Annotated in this window: 20 protein-coding genes; 17 read left to right on the top strand and 3 right to left on the bottom strand. The window is 55.7% G+C overall.

Annotated elements, in window-relative coordinates; all coding sequences use genetic code 11:
* Positions 1 to 118: 118 nt before the first annotated feature.
* The 6 genes from BN1190_RS03340 (at position 119) to BN1190_RS03365 (ending at position 6,332) form a co-directional block, all read left to right on the top strand.
* Complete coding sequence (locus tag BN1190_RS03340; RefSeq protein ID WP_052461666.1) at positions 119 to 994, top strand: MerR family transcriptional regulator; 876 nt, start codon at positions 119 to 121, stop codon at positions 992 to 994.
* 80 nt (positions 995 to 1,074) lie between these two features.
* Positions 1,075 to 1,767, top strand: coding sequence for a uracil-DNA glycosylase (locus tag BN1190_RS03345; RefSeq protein ID WP_052461667.1), 693 nt, complete (start codon positions 1,075 to 1,077; stop codon positions 1,765 to 1,767).
* A complete protein-coding gene (locus BN1190_RS03350) occupies positions 1,757 to 3,514 on the top strand; it encodes an ABC transporter ATP-binding protein (RefSeq protein WP_276327482.1) in 1,758 nt (585 codons plus the stop codon). Before BN1190_RS03345 ends, BN1190_RS03350 begins: the two co-directional genes overlap by 11 nt.
* A 168-nt stretch (positions 3,515 to 3,682) precedes the next feature.
* Complete coding sequence (locus BN1190_RS03355) at positions 3,683 to 4,276, top strand: DNA-3-methyladenine glycosylase (protein WP_040285578.1); 594 nt, start codon at positions 3,683 to 3,685, stop codon at positions 4,274 to 4,276.
* Positions 4,277 to 4,350: 74 nt separating this feature from the next.
* Positions 4,351 to 4,866 (top strand): type 1 glutamine amidotransferase domain-containing protein, encoded by a 516-nt coding sequence (locus tag BN1190_RS03360; protein ID WP_040285579.1) that lies wholly within the window; start codon positions 4,351 to 4,353, stop codon positions 4,864 to 4,866.
* 422 nt (positions 4,867 to 5,288) lie between these two features.
* The gene (locus BN1190_RS03365; RefSeq protein WP_040285686.1) at positions 5,289 to 6,332 is read left to right on the top strand and encodes a YkvI family membrane protein; all 1,044 of its coding nucleotides are present in this window, start codon (positions 5,289 to 5,291) and stop codon (positions 6,330 to 6,332) included.
* Between the two features lie 56 nt (positions 6,333 to 6,388).
* Here BN1190_RS03365 and hmpA read toward each other — a convergent pair whose 3' ends face one another.
* Positions 6,389 to 7,576: an NO-inducible flavohemoprotein gene (hmpA, locus tag BN1190_RS03370; protein WP_040285580.1), complete on the bottom strand. Its 1,188-nt coding sequence runs from the start codon at positions 7,574 to 7,576 to the stop codon at positions 6,389 to 6,391.
* 159 nt (positions 7,577 to 7,735) lie between these two features.
* Here hmpA and BN1190_RS03375 point away from each other — a divergent pair, with 159 nt between their 5' ends.
* The gene (locus BN1190_RS03375) at positions 7,736 to 8,182 is read left to right on the top strand and encodes an RrF2 family transcriptional regulator (RefSeq protein WP_040285581.1); all 447 of its coding nucleotides are present in this window, start codon (positions 7,736 to 7,738) and stop codon (positions 8,180 to 8,182) included.
* Between the two features lie 53 nt (positions 8,183 to 8,235).
* Positions 8,236 to 9,162 (top strand): manganese-dependent inorganic pyrophosphatase, encoded by a 927-nt coding sequence (locus tag BN1190_RS03380; protein WP_040285582.1) that lies wholly within the window; start codon positions 8,236 to 8,238, stop codon positions 9,160 to 9,162.
* A gap of 70 nt (positions 9,163 to 9,232) precedes the next feature.
* On the opposite strand, the gene BN1190_RS03385 is transcribed toward BN1190_RS03380, so the two are convergent.
* Complete coding sequence (locus BN1190_RS03385; RefSeq protein WP_040285583.1) at positions 9,233 to 10,612, bottom strand: FAD-dependent oxidoreductase; 1,380 nt, start codon at positions 10,610 to 10,612, stop codon at positions 9,233 to 9,235.
* A gap of 175 nt (positions 10,613 to 10,787) precedes the next feature.
* Here BN1190_RS03385 and murB point away from each other — a divergent pair, with 175 nt between their 5' ends.
* Complete coding sequence (murB, locus tag BN1190_RS03390) at positions 10,788 to 11,705, top strand: UDP-N-acetylmuramate dehydrogenase (RefSeq protein WP_040285584.1); 918 nt, start codon at positions 10,788 to 10,790, stop codon at positions 11,703 to 11,705.
* Between the two features lie 72 nt (positions 11,706 to 11,777).
* On the opposite strand, the gene BN1190_RS03395 is transcribed toward murB, so the two are convergent.
* On the bottom strand, positions 11,778 to 12,452 hold the full coding sequence (locus tag BN1190_RS03395; RefSeq protein WP_040285585.1) for a universal stress protein: 675 nt from the start codon (positions 12,450 to 12,452) through the stop codon (positions 11,778 to 11,780).
* Between the two features lie 360 nt (positions 12,453 to 12,812).
* On the opposite strand from BN1190_RS03395, the gene BN1190_RS03400 reads away from it, so the two are divergent.
* The 8 genes from BN1190_RS03400 to BN1190_RS03435 all read left to right on the top strand — a co-directional run bounded on the left by BN1190_RS03400 (position 12,813) and on the right by BN1190_RS03435 (position 21,524).
* Complete coding sequence (locus BN1190_RS03400) at positions 12,813 to 15,215, top strand: Na+/H+ antiporter subunit A (RefSeq protein WP_040285586.1); 2,403 nt, start codon at positions 12,813 to 12,815, stop codon at positions 15,213 to 15,215.
* The gene (locus BN1190_RS03405; protein WP_040285587.1) at positions 15,205 to 15,630 is read left to right on the top strand and encodes a Na(+)/H(+) antiporter subunit B; all 426 of its coding nucleotides are present in this window, start codon (positions 15,205 to 15,207) and stop codon (positions 15,628 to 15,630) included. The genes BN1190_RS03400 and BN1190_RS03405 overlap by 11 nt, the downstream gene beginning before the upstream one ends.
* A gap of 1 nt (position 15,631) precedes the next feature.
* Positions 15,632 to 15,970, top strand: coding sequence for a Na(+)/H(+) antiporter subunit C (locus tag BN1190_RS03410; protein WP_040285588.1), 339 nt, complete (start codon positions 15,632 to 15,634; stop codon positions 15,968 to 15,970).
* A complete protein-coding gene (locus BN1190_RS03415) occupies positions 15,963 to 17,459 on the top strand; it encodes a Na+/H+ antiporter subunit D (RefSeq protein WP_040285589.1) in 1,497 nt (498 codons plus the stop codon). The genes BN1190_RS03410 and BN1190_RS03415 overlap by 8 nt, the downstream gene beginning before the upstream one ends.
* Positions 17,460 to 17,483: 24 nt before the next feature.
* Positions 17,484 to 17,966, top strand: a complete 483-nt coding sequence (locus BN1190_RS03420; RefSeq protein WP_040285590.1) for a Na+/H+ antiporter subunit E — start codon at positions 17,484 to 17,486, stop codon at positions 17,964 to 17,966.
* Entirely contained in the window at positions 17,966 to 18,250 is a 285-nt protein-coding gene (locus BN1190_RS03425; RefSeq protein ID WP_040285591.1) for a Na(+)/H(+) antiporter subunit F1, read from the top strand. Before BN1190_RS03420 ends, BN1190_RS03425 begins: the two co-directional genes overlap by 1 nt.
* Positions 18,228 to 18,608: a Na+/H+ antiporter subunit G gene (locus tag BN1190_RS03430; RefSeq protein WP_040285592.1), complete on the top strand. Its 381-nt coding sequence runs from the start codon at positions 18,228 to 18,230 to the stop codon at positions 18,606 to 18,608. The genes BN1190_RS03425 and BN1190_RS03430 overlap by 23 nt, the downstream gene beginning before the upstream one ends.
* A 558-nt stretch (positions 18,609 to 19,166) precedes the next feature.
* Entirely contained in the window at positions 19,167 to 21,524 is a 2,358-nt protein-coding gene (locus BN1190_RS03435; RefSeq protein ID WP_040285687.1) for a penicillin acylase family protein, read from the top strand.
* Positions 21,525 to 21,719: the final 195 nt, after the last annotated feature.

A 21,719-nucleotide genomic window follows, 5' to 3' on the forward strand; every position in this document is an offset into this window, starting at 1 on the left:
AGGTTTTTTCCCATTATACTGAAGTTCAAACATTATACATAGCGGATGTTTGTACAATGTTCGTGAGGAAGCAGGACGGACCCGTGATTGAGAGTCTGCAGGAAAGGGGAAACACCGCTTGAAAACTGACAGAGAACCTAAACTCCTCATAAGCGACGTGTCACGGCTGACCGGACTGTCGCGCCAAGTCATCCGGAAGTGGGAGGACAGGTATAGCATCATCAGTCCGGAACGCCATCAGAACGGCTATCGTCTTTATTCGAAAGAAGATGTAAATGTACTCATGCATATCCGGAAACTCCGCGATCAGGGGCACGGTGTCAAAGAGGCCGTCCAGCTGCACAGACGACGATATTCAGCCGAGGCGTCCGTGTCGCTGCCGCTTGATGACTACGCACAGGCTCTGCTGGAAAAAGGGGCGGCGTATGATGAGGCCGGAATCATGCTGCTTCTGAAACAAGCGCACCATCGGTATGGTCTGGAAGCGTTCCTGACGACCACCATCCAGCCGCTCCTGGTGAAGATCGGTGAAAACTGGGAGTCGGGCGAATGGGATGAAAGCCAGGAGTCGATCACCAGCCTGGTCATCCGGGATTTCCTCGTGCAGATCCGCAGGAATTTCGATTTGCCCGCGGACGCGCCGAAAATACTAGGCTGCTGCCTTCCGAACGAGCTGCATGAAATTCCTCTGCAGATCATTCTGCTGCAGGCGATGATGGGAGGCTGGCGGACGATTGCTGCGGGACCGTCACCGAAGCTGTCATCCATCGAGTTCCTCGTCAGGCGGCTGCGCCCGGAGAAAATGTTCCTTTCAGCGGTGACAAGTGTCCCGTTCGACAGAGATCCTGAACTGTTCGATAAGCTTGAGGCGATTGCCGGACGGTATCCCGGGACAGCGTTCTATCTGGGCGGGCAGGGTGCACTGGATCATGCGGTCTTCCTGGAGCCGCATCGTATCCGGATTACCGGTGCGCTGCCGGAAATACTGGACTGAGTGAAATGGAACTTTCCGGGGCGATGGACGTACAGAAGGGAACTGACGGAAACATGTAAAGGGAAACGAGGTGCAGGAGTATGGATGGAAAACAGCCGTTCCGGATTCCGGAGTTTGTTGCTGAACTGGGACGAAAGCGGATTGAAGGATTTCCTGTGGAAGGTTTTGTATATGGAGAAGGCCCTCACAGGCCGAAACTGATGCTGATCGGTGAAGCGCCGGGGGAAACGGAAGCCATAGGGGGGATACCGTTCTCAGGAAGAGCCGGTAAGGAGCTGATGAAGTCACTGGCATCCATAGGGCTCAGCCGGGAAGATGTCTATATCACGAGTGCCGTCCGGAGCCGGCCGTACAAATACGGACATCGCAAAGAGAGGGACGGCACGCTGACAGAACGGAAGTACAACCGGCCGCCGACCCGGCAGGAACTGCTTGCCCATGCACCGGTCCTCGACTATGAAATCGCGAACCTTCAGCCGGAACTCATCGTGACGCTTGGCAATGTAGGACTGCAGCGGCTGATCGGACCGCATGCGAAAGTTACGGAGATGCATGGGAAACCGATCGAGCAGCAGGTACGCTTCCTGCGGGACCTGGCAGACAAGCAGCTGGACTGGACGGAGGAGGCTTACCGGATCATTCCGACCTTCCATCCGGCTTCTGTTTTCTACCGCCCTTCCCATCGTCCGGCCATGGAGGCGGATTGGCTGGAGATCGGCCGTATTTTGAATGGGACAGAGGAAGTGAAAGGCGGAGAACCGGATGGTGAATGAACTGGAAGCGAAAAAGGAACGGATGAATACAAAGGGGACTCTAACAGAATTCGCCGATCTGCTGAAGCAGCTGAATTGGCCGAAAGGCGTCACGGCCGCAGCGCTTGTACTGTCCCTGTTCTCAACAATCGCGAGTCTCGCAATCCCGCTCGTGACGAAACAGCTGGTCGACTCGCTGACAGGCGGTGATCTGTTCAATTGGAAAAGTGCCGTCTTCCTGTTTGTGGTATTCATCGTCCAGGCGCTGTTAGGCGGACTCTCGTATTACATGCTCGCCTACATCGGCGAAACGATCGTTGCGGACCTGCGGACGAAACTATGGGGGAAAGTGCTGCGCCTGCCCGTGTCTTATTACGACGATACGGAGACAGGTGAGACGATGAGCCGGATCACACAGGACACGACAATCCTGAAGCAGCTCGTCTCCGATCATCTCGTCTCCCTGATCACAGGTCTCATATCCATTGCAGGAGCCGTTGCGATCCTGCTCTACCTTGACTGGCGGATGACGCTGATCATGCTGATCAGTATCCCGGTCAGCATGGCGATCATATTGCCGCTCGGACGGATCATGCACAAGATTGCAAAGGCGACGCAGGCTGAAATGGCGAAGTTCTCCGGTCATCTCGGCCGTGTGCTCGGTGACATCCGGCTGGTGAAGGCATACCGGGCGGAACCGGATGAACAGGAGAAAGGGTCTGCGGCTGTCCGTTCCCTGTTCGGGTACGGCCTCAGGGAAGCGAAAATACAGGCGGTCATCTCCCCGGTCATGACACTGATCATGATGGGGATCCTGGTGGCGATCCTCGGCTATGGCGGTGCGCAGGTGGCGTCCGGCGCGCTGTCAGCTGGTACGCTCGTCGCGATCATCTTCCTGATGTTCCAGATCATCGTCCCGTTTGCGCAGATGGCCCAGATTTTCACCGTATTCCAGAAAGCGGTCGGTGCAACGGAGCGGATCCAGCAGCTGCTGCGCATGGACAGTGAGCGTCCAGAAGGCGTAACGGGTGCACCGGAGGCTGTTCTTGCATTCGACAGCGTGTCGTTCGGCTATGAAGCCGGAAAACCCGTGCTGGATGCGATCACATTCCAGGCAGCCCCGGGAACCGTCACCGCATTTGTCGGGCCGAGCGGCGGCGGGAAGACGACCTTGTTTTCCCTCATCGAACGGTTCTACCAGCCGACTGGCGGCGAGATCCGTCTCGGAGAACGCCCGATCGCAGACATCAGTCTTGCCGACTGGCGCAGCAGAATCGGCTATGTCTCGCAGGAGAGTCCGCTGCTCAGCGGAACGATCCTCGACAATATTGCATACGGACTTGCGGAACGGCCGCCACTTCCTGAAATCCGCAAAGCAGCCGCCGCTGCGAACGCACTCGGGTTCATCGAAGAGATGGAGGAGGGTTTTGAGACGCTGGTCGGGGAGCGCGGTATGAAACTGTCAGGCGGTCAGCGGCAGCGGATTGCAATCGCCCGGGCTTTGCTGCATGATCCGTCGATTCTGCTGCTGGACGAAGCGACGTCGAATCTGGACAGCGGCTCGGAGACGCATGTCCAGGAAGCGCTGCTCCGGCTGATGGAAGGCAGGACGACGCTCATCATCGCCCACAGGCTTTTCACGGTGATCGGCGCCGATCAGCTGATCTTCCTGGAGAAAGGGAAGGTCACCGGCATCGGTACGCATGCCGAGCTGCTGAAGACCCACGGGTTATACGAAGAATTTGCAGCAGGCCAAGGCTTGGCCTGATAAGAACGGCCTTCCATCCGGGAGGTCCTTTTTTCTGTGCGGCTGCCGGCTGAGCAAAATACGATTGTGAAAAATGAAATTGGGTAAACCTTAGTAAGAAACCTCGCAGCTGACACGGTGCAATCCTGTTTCTAAGCTGTATAAGGAGGAGGGAGAGGAGGCGAATCAATGTATCGGCCAGTGAATAAGGAATTCTTCCAAAAGCCGGTTCTGGAATTGGCGGAATCGCTGATCGGGCACCTGATCGTCCATGAACTGCCCGGCGGACCGGTCATCGCCCGTATCGTTGAAACGGAAGCTTATCATGGACCTGAAGACAGGGCGGCGCACAGTTACGGCAACCGCAGGACGAAGCGGACGGAAGTCATGTTCGGCGAACCGGGCAGCGTCTACACGTACCGGATGCATACACACACGCTCATGAATGTCGTCTGCGGTCCGGTCGGCACACCGCATGCCGTCCTGATCCGTGCGGGGGAACCGGTTGAAGGACTTGAGTATATGCGTGAACGGCGGGGGGAGAAGCTGGCGATGAAAGACTGGACCAACGGCCCTGGCAAGCTGACGAAAGCGCTCGGCATCACGATGGATTACTACGGACACCACTGGGCGGAGCGGCCGCTGTTCATAGCGGATGCATGCGCCGCAGGTGAAATTGAGACGGGCCCGAGGGTGGGTATTTCCAACTCAGGCGAAGCCGTCCATTATCCATACCGGTTTTTCGAGAAGGACAATGCCTTCGTATCGAAATACCGCCCATAGGTTTATCTGAAGGAATTTAGAGGAAAACATATCAGTGGAGAACGAAATCGAAAAAGAAGGAGTGTTCATCAGAAATGGCTAAAATTGCAACCGTACTGACAGACATGTTCGAGGACTCGGAGTATACAGAACCTGCAAAAGCGTTCAAGGACGCAGGTCATGATGTGATCACTATCGAAAAAGAAGCGGGCAAAGAAGTGAAGGGCATGAAAAAACAGACGCCCGTCAAAATCGACAAAGGAATTGACGACGTAAAACCGGATGAATTCGATGCGCTGTTCATCCCGGGCGGATTCTCACCGGATCAGCTGCGGGCGGATGACCGTTTCGTGAAGTTCGTCAAAGCATTCATGGATGCGGACAAGCCGGTGTTTGCGATCTGTCACGGTCCGCAGCTCCTGATTACGGCCAAAGCGCTGGAAGGACGGGATGCAACAGGCTACAAGTCGATCCAGGTCGATATGGAATATGCAAAAGCGAAGTTCCACGACAAAGAGGTCGTCGTCTGCCACAACCAGCTCGTCACGAGCCGTCAGCCGGACGATATTCCTGCATTCAACCGCGAAGCACTGAAACTGCTGGAAGCCTGATCGGTCAGCAGAAGAACTAGCAAGACTGCTTGGAGCGGTCGGACAGAGACCGCCTCCGGGTGGTCTTTCTTTCTGTTCTGTCATTGTGTGATGCCTGATCTGGGCAGGAGCTGCCCGTCCTTCCGGTTGAAAAGAGATTCCTTGAGTGGTAGATTAAATGAAGTGTGTACATAAAGTGAATAGACTGAAAAGTCAGGAGGCGTCGTCTGCAGATGGCTAGCTGCTGGTCCGGTATGCGGCTGAGAGAATCTGCGCATGCGTGCTGCCGTACATATGTTTACCAGGTATCCGGCTTGTGCCGGTGCAGCATAAATTTACGGGTCTGTTTGGAGAACCACCAACAGAGATCGGATGGACAGCCAAAAGGCACTATCTGCAGATCGTACGCTGAACAGGGGGGAAGATGCTTGAAAGTCTTGAAAATGGGAAGCGCATTCATCGGAATCATTGTAGGAGCAGGTTTTGCTTCCGGTAAGGAGATCGTCCAGTATTTCACAAGCTTCGGGATGCTCGGCATCATCGGTGCCATCCTGTCGACCGTGCTGTTCGCCTATTTCGGGATGGTGCTGACACGGCTTGGCAGCCGGATGCAGACGATATCGCACAAGGAAGCCGTCTACAGGATCAGCGGGAAATACTTGGGTCTCATCGTGGACGCGGTCATCGTCATCACGCTGTTCTCGGTCGGCGTCGTCATGATTGCAGGAGCGGGGTCCAACCTGAATCAGCAATTCGGCCTTCCGCCGTTTGCGGGAAGTCTGCTGATGGTCGTGCTCGTCTACTTGACGGTCCTGCTGAACGTGGACCGGGTGGTAGGGGTCATCGGAAGTGTGACGCCTTTTCTGATTCTTGCTGTAATCGTTGTATCAGTCTACTGTCTCACGACGATGACCGGATCATTCGAGAGCCTGAACGGTGTTGCGACATCGATCGATACACCATTGCCGAACTGGTGGATTTCCGCCATCAACTACGTATCATTCAACATTGCTGTCGGTGCAGCCATGTCACTCGTCATGGGCGGTGCGGAGAAGGATGAAAAAGCGGCCGCACTCGGAGGGCTCGTCGGCGGACTCGGGCTCGGCATCATGATTTTACTGAGCCATCTGGCCATCTTCTCCAAAATCGACATTGTCAAAGATGCCGACCTGCCGATGCTCGCCATCATCAATGACATCTCGCCGATCTTGGCGGTGCTTATGGCTGTCGTGCTGTACGGCATGATCTTCAATACGGCTGTCAGTATGTTCTATTCGTTCGGTGCCCGGTTCGTCCGGCGCGGCACTGCCGGTTTCCGCCGGTTTGTGCTAGTTATCCTGGTGGTCGGGTTCGGCCTCAGTTTCGTCGGTTTCTCCAAACTGCTCGATATTCTGTATCCGTTCATCGGCTACATCGGGCTGTTCCTCATGCTCACGCTACTGATCGCTTCGTTCCGTCTTCCGAAGAAGGCTGCACGCAGCAACTGATTCCTTACAAAAAAACCGCTGTCGCGTTTCTTGCGCGACAGCGGCTTTTTCAATTATCAGGAATGTGCCAGTTCAAGCTGGACTTTCGGTCCGAAGAATTCGAAGTGGACTTTTTCTTCATCCAACCCCATTGCATACAACTCGCTGATGACTGCCTGCATGAACGGAGTCGGTCCGCAGACATAGACGTCACTGCCATCCAGGACATTCTTCTCCAGGAATTCACGGTTGATGAATCCGTCGCCTTCTTCGGAGTAGAGGGCTGCGTAGTTTGATGAAGACAGGGAGTCATTCATCTCGCGGACCACTTTGTCGAACGCCTGGTGGTTCCGTGTGCGTGCGGAATGCAGGAAGGCGACCGGACGTTCAGGTGCAGTGCTTGCGATGGTCTCGAACATCGCCATCATCGGCGTGATACCGACACCGCCGCTGATCAGTGTGACCGGTGTATCCATTTCCATGTCCAGATAGAAATCACCTGCAGGTGCGCTGAGTTCAACTGTATCGCCCACGTCCAAGTGATCATGGAGATAGACGGACGCTTTCCCGTTCGGATTGTTGTCCGCTTCCCGTTTGACGGAAATACGGAATGTTTCCCCATTCGGAGCCTGTGACAGGCTGTACTGGCGGATCAATGTATTTTTCTCACCGGGAATGTCGAGTTTGATGCTGATGAATTGGCCAGGCTTATACTGAGGGACTTTGCCGCCGTCCACTGGCTTGAAATAGAAGGAAGTGATGACTTCACTCTCTTTGATTTTGTCGGAAAGGACGAAGCCTTTGAAGAGCTTCCAGCCGCCTTCTTCCGCTTCCATCTGGTCATACATGCCTGCTTCCACGCCGATGAACGCATCCGCAATCACGCCGTACGCTTGCTCCCAGGCGTTGAGGATTTCAGGGGTTGCTGCGTCGCCGAGCACTTCTTTGATGGCGCCGAGCAGGTATTTCCCGACAATCGGATACTGCTCGGGTACGATTCCGAGTGACACGTGTTTGTTGGCGATCTGGACGACCGCCGGAACGATCGCTTCCAGGTTGTCGATGTATTTCGCTGCTGCGAGCACAGTATTCGCAAGTGCTGTCTGCTGACGGCCCTGCTCCTGGTTCACGTGGTTGAAAATATTCAAAAGTTCAGGGTGGGCTTCGAACATGTTCTTGTAGAACACAGTTGTAATTGTTTTGCCATGCTGTTCGAGAACAGGTACAGTAGATTTAACGATATCGATTGTCTCTTGGGATAACATAATTGGACACGACCTCTCGTAGTTGGTGAATTCATCGTACCGCACATGGATTTTAAAAGCTATATAGAAAATACATCTTTACGCAATGTTCAAAGGTTAGCCACATTTCATTCAAAAAATGGTCAACAATTCAATAACGAAAAAGGAACGGTGAACAGAATGCGGTTAACGCTCTATACGGATTATTCGCTCCGTGTGCTCATATACCTTGGTGCCAAGCCGGTGGGGGAACGGGCGACGGTCCAGGAGATCTCGGCGGCTTTTCATATATCGAAGAATCATCTGACGAAAGTGGTGCATGAACTCGGAAAAGCGGGATACATCGAGACGGTCCGCGGCAGAGGCGGCGGCATCCGGCTGAAACTGCCGCCGGAGCAGATCAATGTCGGCATGGTCGTCCGGCAGACGGAGGACGACTTCCAGCTTGTGGAATGCTTCAACAGGGAATCGAATCAGTGTGTGCTCGCGCCTGCCTGCAGGCTGAAAGGGGTGCTGCAGGAAGCGCTCCATGCCTACTTACGGGTGCTGGACGATTACACAATCGCCGACTTTGTCGAAAATCGGCAGGAGATTGAACAGCTTCTGTTTCCGGGACCCCTGACATGATGGTAAGATGAAAAGGATTGCAAAACGCAAACGTACTTAGGAGGAATGGAACTATGAACAAAGTGCTTGTATTCGGCCACAAAAATCCCGATACGGATTCCATCGCTTCTGCGATCACATACGCCTATTTGAAACAGCAGATCGGCATGGACGCAGAGGCGGTAAGACTCGGTGCGGTCTCCGAGGAAACACAATACGCGCTGGATACCTTCAGCTTCAAAGCACCGCGTCTGACAGAGCGTGTCTCTGATGAAGCAGCACAGGTCATCCTCGTGGATCATAACGAGAAACAGCAGAGTGCCGACGATATCGATGATGTCCAAGTCATTGAAGTGATCGACCACCACCGCGTCGCGAACTTCCAGACGAGCGATCCGCTCTATTACCGGGCGGAACCGGTCGGCTGCACGGCGACGATCCTGAACAAACTGTTCAAGGAGCACGGCGTTGAAATTCCGAAAAACATCGCGGGCCTGATGCTGTCCGCCATCATTTCGGATTCCCTGCTGTTCAAATCACCGACCTTCACGGAGCAGGACAGGAAAGCGGCGGATGAGCTGGCGGAAAAAGCGGGTGTCCATGCAGAAGAGTACGGCATGAGCATGCTGAAGGCAGGCGCCGATCTCAGCAGCAAATCACTGGAAGAACTTATCACACTGGATGCGAAGACCTTCGAAGTCGGCGATGTAACGATGGAGATCGCACAGGTGAATGCAGTCGACCTGAATGATGTGCTGGGCCGCAAAGATGACCTCGTCTCCCTGCTGACAGATGTAGTATCTGTGAAGAAACTCGATCTATTCCTGTTTGTCATCACGGATATCATTAACAGTGATTCCGTCGCAATTGCGGTCGGCGAGAAAGCATTCGCCGCCATGTCGGCATTCCATACAGTCCCTGCGAATGATATGGCGGTGCTGAAAGGGATCGTGTCACGCAAAAAACAGATTGTCCCTGTATTAACGGAAGCCTTTAAGTGAACAATGGAAAGAAGCTGTCCGGTGAGCGGGTATCCCCTCACTGGGCAGCTTTTTTGCTGGTTGCATGATGTTATTCGGACAGGTCGAGCGGGCGGACAGCGGGTCCTTCGAGCACAGTTCCGTCCTTCCGGAAACGCGACCCGTGGCATGGGCAGTCCCATGTTTCATCCGCCTTGTTCCACCGCGTTCTGCAGCCCATATGCGTGCAGATTGGGGTATCCGTGCGCTGGACATGCCCCGTTGTGAATTCCTTTGCGACATAACCGGTTGTCTTCAGCGCCTGAAACAGCAGGGACCCGAACCCCGTCCGGTCAGGTGCGTATAAGCTGATTGCCGGATTTTTCGTACCTGTGATGACGTCCGTGATGATACGCGCAGCAGCCAATGAGTTCGACATGCCCCACTTCCGGAAGCCAGTGCAAATGTGGACATACGGCATGGAGTCGGAGATCGGCCCCGCGTACGGAATACAGTGCGGTGCGGTGGGATCCTGTGCAGACCACTGGTGGGCGGGCCCGCCGAGGTTATATACGGTCTGCAGTTCCTGCGCCAGCCGGCTGTACCGCTCATCCGTATCTCCTGTGCTGCCGGCGACATGGCCCTCCCCGCCAAGCATGAAATGGGGACGCCCGTCGATGAATGCCGTCCGGATCGATCGTTTTTTCTGATCGGTTGAAAGATACTGGTTCTGCAGCGGCATGTCTGCGGGTGCCGATACGACATAGGACCGCTTCACTTCGAGTTTCAGGACGTTCAATCCGCGGATGGCTTCGATCGGATAATGTGTACAGAGGATGAGTTCGTTGAATCGGACAACAGCGCCAGATGCAAGTTCCAGCGATTTGTCCTTCAGATCCATCGAGCGGACATCGCTCTTTTCATGGATGCCGGCACCTTCCTTCATGGCCAGCTCGCACAAGTGCTGGCCGAACCGTACTGGATGCAGCTGTGCCTGATCATGGATCGTCAGTGTGCCGAGGATATCGATCGGCAGCTCGCTGTTCAGTTTCCGGTCACCGTGAATTCCGATCTCCTGGTAGGCGGCTGTCTCGTTTTCGATCTGCTGGAGTCCGTCTGCCGTGCTGGCGTAGAGGACAGACTGGCTCGTGCGCAGCTCATCGCCTGCCGCAATCGACTCGGCGAACCGGATCGCTTCGTCATTCGTCCTATAATAGAGACGGGCAGCATCCGCTCCGTGTTTTTTGATAAGTTCAGCGTATATGATGTCGTGCTGGGTTGTCAGCTTTCCTGTATTGTTTCCGGAAGCTCCCTCCAGAATACGGTCCTTCTCGAGAAGTACGACATGCTTGCCGGTTTTCGCAAGCAAGTAGGCTGCGGTCAGGCCGCTGAGCCCGCCGCCGATGATACATACATCACATGTCACATCTTCCTTCAGCGCAGGCAGTTCGGTGCGCGGATAGGCGGTTTCCAGCCAAAGTGAGTTCAACAAATGGGTCCCCTCCCAGTTAGTCGGCAAGCAGTACTGTCAGTATTCCCCGAATCGGGGGAATTTAACGGGGCTTCTGCATAGAATGGAGGAATGGGGATACTCGTACCTCTTGTCAAAAAACGAGATTCACAGCATACTGATAAAGTGTCTTGAACTTTTGAAAGGATTGGGTGCAATGACGAAGCAGCAATGGGTGACAGACTTACAATCGGAAATTACAAAGGGGCAGCTTTTGCTGGATGAACCCCTGTCAGCTTATACAAAGACGCAGCTCGGCGGCCATGCCGATCTGCTGGTCATTCCGGAAACGGAAGAAGAAATGCAGTCGGCCGTCCGCTATGCACATGAAAATGATATCCCGATACTGCTGCTCGGGAACGGATCGAATATGGTCGTCCGGGACGGCGGTGTTCGCGGAATCGTGCTGCACCCCGTGAGATTGGATACGATCACGATTGACGGAACGCATGTACACGCGGGGGCAGGTGCGCATATCATCGATGTCTCCCGTGCTGCAGCGGCAGCCGGGCTGACCGGTTTCGAATTTGCCTGCGGTATCCCGGGATCCGTCGGTGGCGCGATGGCCATGAACGCAGGAGCTTACGGCGGGGAGATCAACGACATCATCGTCCGCTCGACCCTCATGGACCGGACCGGCCGCATCTTTGTACTGTCAAAAGAGGAGCTGCAGCTCGGCTACCGGAAAAGCATCATAGCGGATGAAGGCTATTTCGTTCTGTCATCCGATTTCGAGCTGGAGCCCGGTGACCAGGAGGCGATCGACGCCAAGGTTGCGGATCTGACGTTTCAGCGTGAATCCAAACAGCCGCTTGAATATCCATCGGCCGGCAGTGTGTTCAAACGGCCGCCGGGCTATTTTGCGGGCAAACTGATCCAGGACAGCGGTCTCCAGGGCAAAGGCATCGGAGGCGCGGAAGTCTCCACTAAACATGCAGGATTCATCATCAACAAGAACAATGCGACCGCCACGGACTATATCCGCACGATTGAAATGGTGCAGGCGGAAGTGAAAAAGCGGTTCGGTGTCGACTTGGAACGGGAAGTGAAAATCGTCGGTGAACCGGCTGAATGAATGCACAGCTCTTTACAAAAGGCCTGCCCGGAAAGTCGGATGACTTTCCGGGCAGGCCTTTTCTGTGCTTTCTCAAGCGTCGAGTTTACAGCTCACTTCCGACGGCCTTTCCACGCGGTCATCCGTAATCCGGACCTGGCACATCTTGCCGTCGTGCATGAATTTGAAGATCCCATTATTGAAATCGGTTCCCGTCTCCTTGAAGAAGATCCCCTCGAACCGTGCGTTCTTTGTATAGTTGAACGTCACGCGGTATCCTTCGCCGTCATCCGTCAAATAAGCCCGAAGACCTTTTTCGAACATCCCTTCCACGTCATGCTTGATGGAGCGGGCGACAGAGACGACGTGGAAATCGACGAACGTGATCTCGCGGAGAAGCACGTTCATGAACGACCCTTTCGTGATCTCCTCCCAGCGGCTCTGGGCGGTCTGGCCGATGATGATCTGGGTGATATTGCGGTCATGTGCGACTTGTTTGATGACTTTGGCGGTCGGCCGGCTTTCGTTATCCCGGATGATGAATTCATCGGCATCGAGTTCTTCCGCCAGCTCACGCCATCGGTCGACGTACGCTGATTTTTCAGCATCCATCTCATCCAGCGGAAGTGGGTCGACGGTCAGGATATAAAGCGGGCAGTCCAGAGCGCTTGCCATCTGAGAGCCCCGCCGGATGAGACGTTCACCGTTCGGTCCGTAATACACGCAGACAAGAATGCTCTCGTCCATGCGTCCTTTCACTTTTCCCATCGTGTCGTTCCCTCCATGAATCGTATTGCTGTCCCAGTTGTCAGCGTACGCAGCCCATTCGAGTGCCAAGGCAGGCGCAGTCGTGTATAATTTGAAATGAAACGAAAAAACACAGCGAGCAGCATGCAGACGATGCCCGAACCGCGGATCCGGTTCCGGGGTGCTGCGTTATGCTCATGTCGGACTCATTATCGCCGGCTTTCCCGGCCGCGTCAACCCGTCCCGGCAATTTCTCCGCAGATTTGCGAATCTCCGCTGTTCATTGTGCTCTGTTCCTGCATGTTTTCACCTGTGAATTGAATTGCCGCATTTCCCTGCAGGCCTGTTTGTGTTCTGTTTCACGATTGGGGGTACGACGTATTGATCATTCCGCTGCTCATCCTGCTGCCGTTTGCAGCGTCCTTATTTGTCCCTTCACTGTATACATACGTACATAGCAGAAAAATCGGATGGGCCGTGCTGCCTGTCCCGCTCGTTCTGTTCATCATCCTCTGCCTGCAGATTCCGAATGTGGCTGCAGGGGAGACCGGCTACCATACGATCCGGTGGCTGACCAGCGCCGGCATCCATTTCACCACCCATCTCGACGGGCTCAGTATGATTTTCGGCCTGCTGATCACCGGTATGGGGACACTGGTCGTCATCTATTCGACGTACTACCTGTCCGAGCGCGAGGCACTCGGACGGTTCTATATGTATCTGCTTCTCTTCATGGGATCGATGCTCGGCGTCGTGTTCTCCGATAATATCCTGGTCCTCTATGTGTTCTGGGAACTGACGAGTGTTTCGTCATTCCTGCTGATCGCGTTCTGGCATCAGCGCAGACGGTCGCGTGAAGGTGCGCAGAAGGCGATGCTGATCACTGTCACAGGCGGTATCGGGATGCTCGTCGGGTTCCTCATGCTGCATTCGATGACGGGGACATACAGCATCCATGAGATGATCGGCATGGCGGGGGATCTGCCGTCGCATGATCTGTTCATACCGTCGATGCTGCTGGTCCTGCTGGGCGCTTTTACGAAGTCCGCCCAATTCCCGTTCCATATATGGCTTCCAGATGCGATGGAAGCACCGACGCCGGTCAGTGCATATCTGCATTCGGCGACGATGGTGAAGGCGGGCATCTATGTGGTGGCGCGCTTCATCCCGCTGTTTGGCGGAAGTGAGCTATGGTTTTATCTGGTGACATTCACAGGTCTGCTGACGCTTCTATGGGGTTCGTTCAACGCGGTGAGGCAGTATGACCTGAAAGCGCTGCTCGCCTATTCGACCGTGAGCCAGCTCGGATTGATCATGAGCCTGCTCGGGATGGGGTCTGCCGTAATGTTGGACTTACCGGGAGCTGATCTCAGCCTCTTCGCAGCTGCAGCATTTGCTGGACTTTTCCATCTCATCAACCATTCCACGTTCAAAGGCGCCCTGTTCATGATCATCGGAATCGTCGACCATGAGCTCGGTACGCGGGATATCCGCCGGCTCGGAGGTCTTGCGGTTTTCATGCCGGTGACCTTTACGATTGCGCTGGCGGGCAGCTTCTCAATGGCAGGGCTGCCGCCGTTCAACGGCTTCCTCAGCAAAGAGATGTTTCTCGAAGCCAGCCTTGCTGTCCAGCAGCTGTCTCTTCCTGGAATCCATGTCTGGGTGCCGGTTGTGGCATGGCTTGCGAGTGTCCTGACGTTCGTCTACTGCCTGATCATCGTGTTCCAGACATTCTTCGGCCGGCAGCAGCAGTCCCCCGCATGGGTGGACCGCGGCGCGCATGATCCGCAGCCGGGAATGCTCGCTGCTCCGGGCATCCTCGGACTGCTGATCCTCGGGCTGTTCTTCATCCCGAATATCCTTGGTAAATGGATCCTCCGGCCGGCGATGGACGCGATCTATCCGGCATACAGCGGAATACCGGAGCTGGTGCCTCATATTCGGGCATGGCACGGGTTCAGTCCGGTGCTCTGGATGACGCTCGGCATCATCACGGCCGGCGTCTTCCTCTATGTGTTCCTCCGTAAGTGGCGGGTCCTTTATACTGTCCCGCCATTCAGCTGGAAGATCGACAACATGTATTCACTGCTGCTCGTGCAGCTGGAAAGCCATTCGCATCATCTGACGAAACGGTACATGACGGGGCATCTGCACCGGTACTTTCTGTATATCTTCTCGTTCTTCATCGGCATGATGCTGGTTGCGCTGGCCTTCATCTGGCGGCAGGCATTCGATCTGTCGAATGATTCGCTCGTCAACGTGAACGAGTACTTGCTGACCGCTGTCATGATGGCGGCGGCGATCTCGATCCTGTTTGTCAGATCCAGACTGATCGCCATCCTGCTGAATGGGGTGCTCGGCTTCACGGTCGCATTCCTGTTCGTCGTCCTGAGTGCACCGGATCTCGCGCTTACACAGATTGTCGTTGAGACGGTGACGACGGTGCTGTTCCTGCTGACGTTCCGTTTCATGCCTGACTGGACGAAGGAACGGACGTCACGGAAAGTGAAGGCGGGAAATGCGGTGATTGCCGTCATGACAGGCCTTATCGTGATCGTCACGGCTCTCGCGGTGCAGGGGAACCGGCTGGCGGCGCCCATTTCAAAGTTTTTCGAAGACACGGAGGAGATGCGGGGGGGCGGCAATATTGTGAATGCCATCCTCGGGGACTTCCGTGCGTTCGATACGATGCTTGAGATCGTCGTGCTGTTCATCGGCGGTCTCGGTGTCTATGTGCTTATCAAACTGAAGAGCCGGAAGGGGGACGGCCCGCATGAAGATTAACGACGTCATCCTGCGCACGGTGACCAAAATCATCGTGTTCATCATCCTGACATTCGGTGTGGAGCTGTTCATCTCGGGACACCATGACCCGGGCGGCGGATTCTCGGGCGGGCTTGTACTCGCCTCGGCCCTGCTGCTGCTCTATATGACATACGATATTGAAACGGTCCATCAGGGAATTCCGTTCGATTTCAAGAAGATCGCAGGACTCGGCGTGTTTCTGGCTGTTGCCGGAAGCGCCGTGCCCATGCTGTTCGGCAATTCGTTCCTGACCCAGGGGAAGGGGGAGGTCCTGCTTCCTATTTTCGGAGCGACGGAGATTTCCATGGTGCTGCTGTTCGAAGCGGGTGTCGCCCTGACAGTGGTCGGAGTCGTCGTCACGGTTCTTCTGACGATCAGTGAGGATGTGAAATGATATGGAAACGTTACTGACAGTTCTGGTAGGTGTCCTGGTCATGGTGGCGGTCTATTTGCTGCTGTCCCGGAATCTGCTGCGCATCATCCTTGGATCGGCCGTCCTGTCCCATGCCATCCATCTCCTGCTCCTGACGATGGGCGGCCTGAAGAAGGGGGAGGCGCCGCTCGTCTCGGAGGATGGCTCCGCCTACGCGGATGCCCTGCCGCAGGCGCTCATCCTGACGGCGATCGTCATCAGTTTTGCCGTCACTGCATTCCTTCTGGTCCTCGCCTACCGTATCTACCGGGAGACTGGATCGGACAATCTGGACGGCGCAAGGAGGAGTCTCGATGACTAACGAACTTGTACTGCCTGTGCTGATCCCGCTGCTGGCTGCGGTCATCCTCACATTTTTCAGGGAGTCGCTTTCCGTTCAGCGGCTGCTCAGTTTCCTTGCTGCCGCCGGTTCTGCCGCTGTGGGGAGCCACCTGCTGCTCCGCGTCCGGACGGAAGGCATCGTGCGGCTCGATTTCGGCGGATGGGACCCGCCGTACGGCATCTCGTTCGTCGGCGATTCGTTCGCGCTGCTGCTCGTCTCGGCAGCCGGCACGGTCACGAGCCTGATCCTGCTGTACGCCTTCTCGACGATCGGGGAAGCGTTCGAGAAGATGTATGTATACCCGCTCATGCTGTTCCTGCTGGCCGGGGTGAACGGTTCGTTCCTGACAGGGGATATCTTCAATCTGTTCGTCTGTTTCGAAGTGATGCTGCTGGCTTCATATGCGCTGCTTGTGCTCGGTGGCCGGAAAGTGCAGCTGGTCGAGGCGTTTACATACATTACGATCAATGTCCTGGCGTCCTGGTTCTTCCTGCTCGCCATCGCTTATTTGTACGGGGCGGCCGGCACGCTCAACATGGCACATCTCGCTGTCCGGGCCGCTGAAAGCGGGCAGGATCCGATTCTGACGGTCATCGGCCTGATCTTCCTCCTCGTCTTCAGCCTCAAGGCGGGCCTGCTGCTCTACTTCTGGCTTCCAGGTTCCTATGGCGCACCGCCTGCAGCCATCGCTGCACTGTTCGGTGCGCTGCTGACGAAGGTCGGGATCTATGCGATGATCCGGCTGTTCACGCTTGTCTTCAATCAGGCGCCGGGAATCACAGGTCCTCTGATCGGCGGTATGGCGGCCCTGACGCTGATCGGCGGCAGCATCGGTGCGCTGTCATCGCGGGATATCCGGCAGATCATCTCCTATAATGTTGTCATTGCCGTCGGGTTCATCCTCACCGGGCTTGCCGCGGGCAGTGAAACTGCGCTGCAGGGGTCAATCTACTATGTGCTCCACGACATGGTCGTCAAGGCGATGCTGTTCCTTGCGGGCGGTCTGATGATCACGCTGACGGGCAGGACGCGGATCGGGGAGATGAGCGGGCTGCTGCGCAACTATCCGAAACTCGGCTGGCTGTTCTTCATCGCCATGCTGTCACTGACGGGCATCCCGCCGTTCAGCGGGTTCATCGGCAAAGTGCTGCTCGGAGAGGGGCTGATCGGCGCGGAGCTCTACCTGCTGCTGGCGCTCGCTTTCCTGTCGAGCCTGTTCGTGCTGTACTCGCTCCTGCGCATCTTCCTGAACTGTTTCATGGGTGAATCGATCATCGGGGAAGAGGAACAGGTCCCGCTGAAAAAGCGGACACTGCTGCCGATCGCAGCCCTCGGCGTCCTGACGTTCGCGATCGGCATCGGAGCGGACTGGCTTGCGCCGTTCGTCAATGATGCGGCCGCTGTGCTGACGCATCCCGACAGTTACGTCGAAGCCGTGCTGGGAAACGATGCGCAGCCGGGCCGGTAGACTGATAGAAAGGGGGCGGGTCATATGCCTGCGCAACTGCTGCTCAACCTGTTCATCGCATTCCTGTGGATGCTGCTGATCGATGAAGACGAACTGCGGCTTTCGACATTTGCTGCCGGATTCCTCGTCGGGATCGGCATCCTGTTCTTCATGCACCGCTTTTTCGGCACGCGCTTCTATTTGCGCCGTGTGTATGCGGCAGTCAAGCTGCTGTTCATCTTCATATCGGAACTGGTGCAGTCGAGCGCCATCGTGCTCCGGCAGATCCTGAGCCCCCGGCTGAAGATCGAACCGGGCGTCTTCAAATATGAAACGGTGCTCCGGAGTGACGTGGAGATCACGATGCTCTCCATGCTGCTGACGCTCACCCCGGGCTCGGTCGTGATGGAAGTCACGCCCGGCAGTGAAGCCCTCTACATCCATGCGATGGACGTCCAGGAATCACGTGACGGGCTCATCAAGCAGCTCAGGAATTTCGAAAAAGCGATTATGGAGGTGACCCGCTGATGATTGCTGGAATGCTCGCTGTATCCGTCGTCCTGTTCGCCGTCACGATTGCAATCGCTCTGCTGCGCATGATCCTAGGCCCATCCATGCCCGACCGTGTCATCGCCATGGATGTGATCGGCGTCAACCTGTTGGCGCTGATCGGTGTAGTATCCGTGCTGTACGGAACGAAAGCGTACTTGGAAGTGATCCTGATCCTCGGCATCCTGTCGTTCATCAGCACGATCGCCTTTTCGAAATATATCGAGAGGGGGGTCATCATTGAACGGAAACGAGACCGGTGAATTCGTCGGTGCCCTGCTGATCCTGTTCGGCAGCATCTTCAGCGTAATCAGCGTGTTCGGCCTCATCCGGCTGCCGGATGTCTACACCCGGTCGCACGCAGCGACGAAGAGTTCGACGCTGTCCGTGCTGCTGACGCTGATCGGCGTGTTCCTGTACTTCCTGTTCCGCGACAACTTCGTCAGCGTGCGCGTGCTGCTCGGCATCGTCTTCGTCTTCCTGACTGCGCCGGTCGCCGGCCACCTGATCATCCGCGCCGCCTACCGCTCGAACGTCAAGCTCGCCGACATCTCGGTGGAGGATGAACTGCACAGCGTGCTGCACGCGGAAGAGCCGGCGGACCGGAACGAAGAGAAGTGATCATTAAATGGTATGGAACGGTTTGCGTCCGCGGCCGGCGTCTGGTGGTCGGGACACCCGAGCCGCGCAGAAACCGAACAAGTCAGTACCTGAATGGGGTGCGCTGCCGCGGCAGCGCATTTTTTCGTGGGGAGGATAGGGAAGCGGGTTTGCGCTCATAAATCGGGAGAATCGCTCATAGACTCGGGGGCAGTGATCATAAATCATGGAAAGTGATCATAAACCGGGAAAAGTGCTCATAAATCACGGAAAGTGATCATAAACCGGAAAAAGTGCTCATAAATCACGGAAATGATCATAAAACGAGAAAAATGATCACAAACCTGGAAAAGCGCTCATAAAGCTGTAGCCCTTAGGCTGTCGTCTAGGATTCTCAAGGTCTGCATCCAACTTAAATGGAACATTTGCCATTAGGATGCCCTCTATTTTCTGGAACATCGGTAATTTCCAAATTCTTCACAGGAACGGAGGGATTTTATTTCCTGACCGCGAATAGATAGTAAGGGGAAGAGAAAAGGGGGAATAGCAGTGGGAACACGCAGGCAACAAAAGAAATCGATGGGCCGTCCGCTGAAGATCGGCCTATGGGTGCTTGGTGTACTTGTCGCCCTGGCAGCTGCAGCACTCATTTTTGTAAACGTTTACATAGGGAAGTCCAAACCGGTCATTGAAGGGACAGCATCCGTTACCATCCTGGATGAGGATGTCACAGTGACACGGGACTCGGACGGTGTGCCGCACATCGAAGCCGCCTCGGACGCCGATCTCTACCGGGCGCAAGGGTATGTCCATGCCCAGGACCGTCTGTTCCAGATGGACCTGGCGCGCAGACAGGCGAGCGGACGGCTGGCGGAAGTCGTGGGGGCAAAAGCGGTTGATACGGATAAACGGTTCCGGACCTTCAGCCTGCGAGATGCGGCGGAAAAGTCCTACGATACGTACAGTGTCGATGCGAAACAGGTCCTGGACTGGTATGCAGAAGGGGTCAATGCATTCATCCACGAGGTGAAAGGGAACGGGAAACTGTCGTATGAGTTCAAGCTGCTCGGGTACGAACCGGAAGATTGGACACCGATCGATTCATTGACAATCGGCAAGTACATGGCGTACGATCTCGGCGGCAAGTGGACACCGCAGGCGATGCGGCACTGGGCACTCAATCACTATCCCGCGGAAAAGGCGAAGGAGCTGTTCATCACCTATCCGGAGAATGCCGAATCGATCATGGAGGCAAATCGGGCCAATCCGGTTGCGGTAGCGGACCAGTTCGACCCTGATACGCTGCCGCCTGAATTCAACGGCAGCAACAACTGGGTCGTCTCCGGCGACAAGACGAAATCAGGGAAGCCGCTGCTCGCGGATGACCCGCATCTCGGGCTCAGCACGCCGTCTGTCTGGCATCAGATCCATCTGACATCGCCGGAACAGAACGTCAGCGGTGTCATCTTCGCCGGGATTCCGGGCATCATCCTCGGACATAACGACACGATCGCCTGGGGCGTGACGAACGTCGGACCTGACGTGCAGGATCTGTATATCGAGATCCCGAACCCGGACGACCCGACCCAGTTCGAGTATGACGGGAAGTGGGAGCAGGCGGACGTGCGGGATGAACCAATCAAAGTCAAAGGGGAAGACGATGTCCCGTTCGAAGTCCTCGTGACCCGTCACGGACCGGTCATTACGGATATCATTTATGAGAATGAAAAACCGGGTGCCGTGTTCTCGATGCAATGGACGGCGCTCGAAGCGAGCAACGAACTCGAAGCTGTCATGGATCTGAACAAAGCGGAGGATTGGGAGTCATTTGAAACGGCGCTCGAATCATTCAGCGCGCCCGCACAGAACTTCGTGTTTGCATCGAAAGACGGGACGATCGCCTACAAAGCGAACGGCAAGATCCCGATCCGCAAGAAAGGCGATGCACAGCTGCCGGTGCCGGGCAACTCTTCCGAATACGGCTGGGAGGGCTACGTACCGTATGATGAACTGCCGACGCTCGTCAATCCGCCGGAAGGGTTCATTGCGACAGCGAACAATGAAGTGGTCGATGAGAAGTATCCGTATCATATAACGAAGTTCTGGGCGCAGCCGTACCGGTACGAACGGATTGCGGAAGTGCTCAGGGACCGCGATGATTTCACGGCGGACGACATGATGGCGCTGCAGATGGATCAGAAGAACCTGCATGCGGGGGAGTTTTTGGACCGGATGCTCGGCTCCGCTGAGAAGATGGACCGGAAAGGACATTACGAAGGGATTCTCCGGCAGATGAGGGAGTGGGATCAGGTCGATACCGCAGAGTCGCCGCAGCCGCTGATTTTCCATAAGTGGATGACGCAGCTGCCGAAACTCATGTTCGCGCCGGATATGCCGGAAGACGTCTATGCGTTCATGCCCGGCAAGCCACAGCTGACCGATCAATTCCTCCGCAATTCATATGACGGCGAGGCGCCGTCCTGGGTGGCGGACTACGGCGGTGCTGACCGATGGGTGTACGACGCGTTTGAAAAGACGATCGCAGGTCTGAAAGAGGACTACGGGGACAATCCGGAGAAATGGCAGTGGGGCGACTATCATCAGCTGGTGTTCCCGCATCCGCTGTCCGGTGCGTCGCCGATGCTTGCACGCTTCCTGGACCCGGACCGCCAGCCGGTCGGCGGATCGGGGATCACTGTGCAGGCCGCTTCGTTCAAGGAGGATGGAAGTGCAAACCACGGCGCGTCCTGGCGCTTCGTTGCGGATCTGAATGATCTGTCCAAAGCATATCACATTGTCGGGCCGGGCCAGAGCGGCCACCTGAAGTCCGAATGGTTCCACGACCAGGCGGACGACTGGGTCCGAGGGGACTTCCATGAAACCGTTACGGACGGTTCGGTGAAAGATGGCCATGTGCTGACATTGACAGCGAATTGATGGAACCGGGGACTTCGCACAGTCCCCGGTTTTTTGGTTTGTCCGTTGTTCGTTATGACGGAGGACTGATTCAGGGTTGTGCTTAAGAGAGGGAAGATCTTGAAGTGTCCGTTTCTGCGCGGCACGATGCTGCGTGTCCGCGCGAGAGGTTTTAATTGCACGACGGCGGTGAAACTGGAGAGCTCCGTGCAAAAA

The sequence above is a fragment of the Sporosarcina koreensis genome, from assembly GCF_000826145.2.
In the GTDB taxonomy this organism is placed as follows: domain Bacteria; phylum Bacillota; class Bacilli; order Bacillales_A; family Planococcaceae; genus Sporosarcina; species Sporosarcina trichiuri.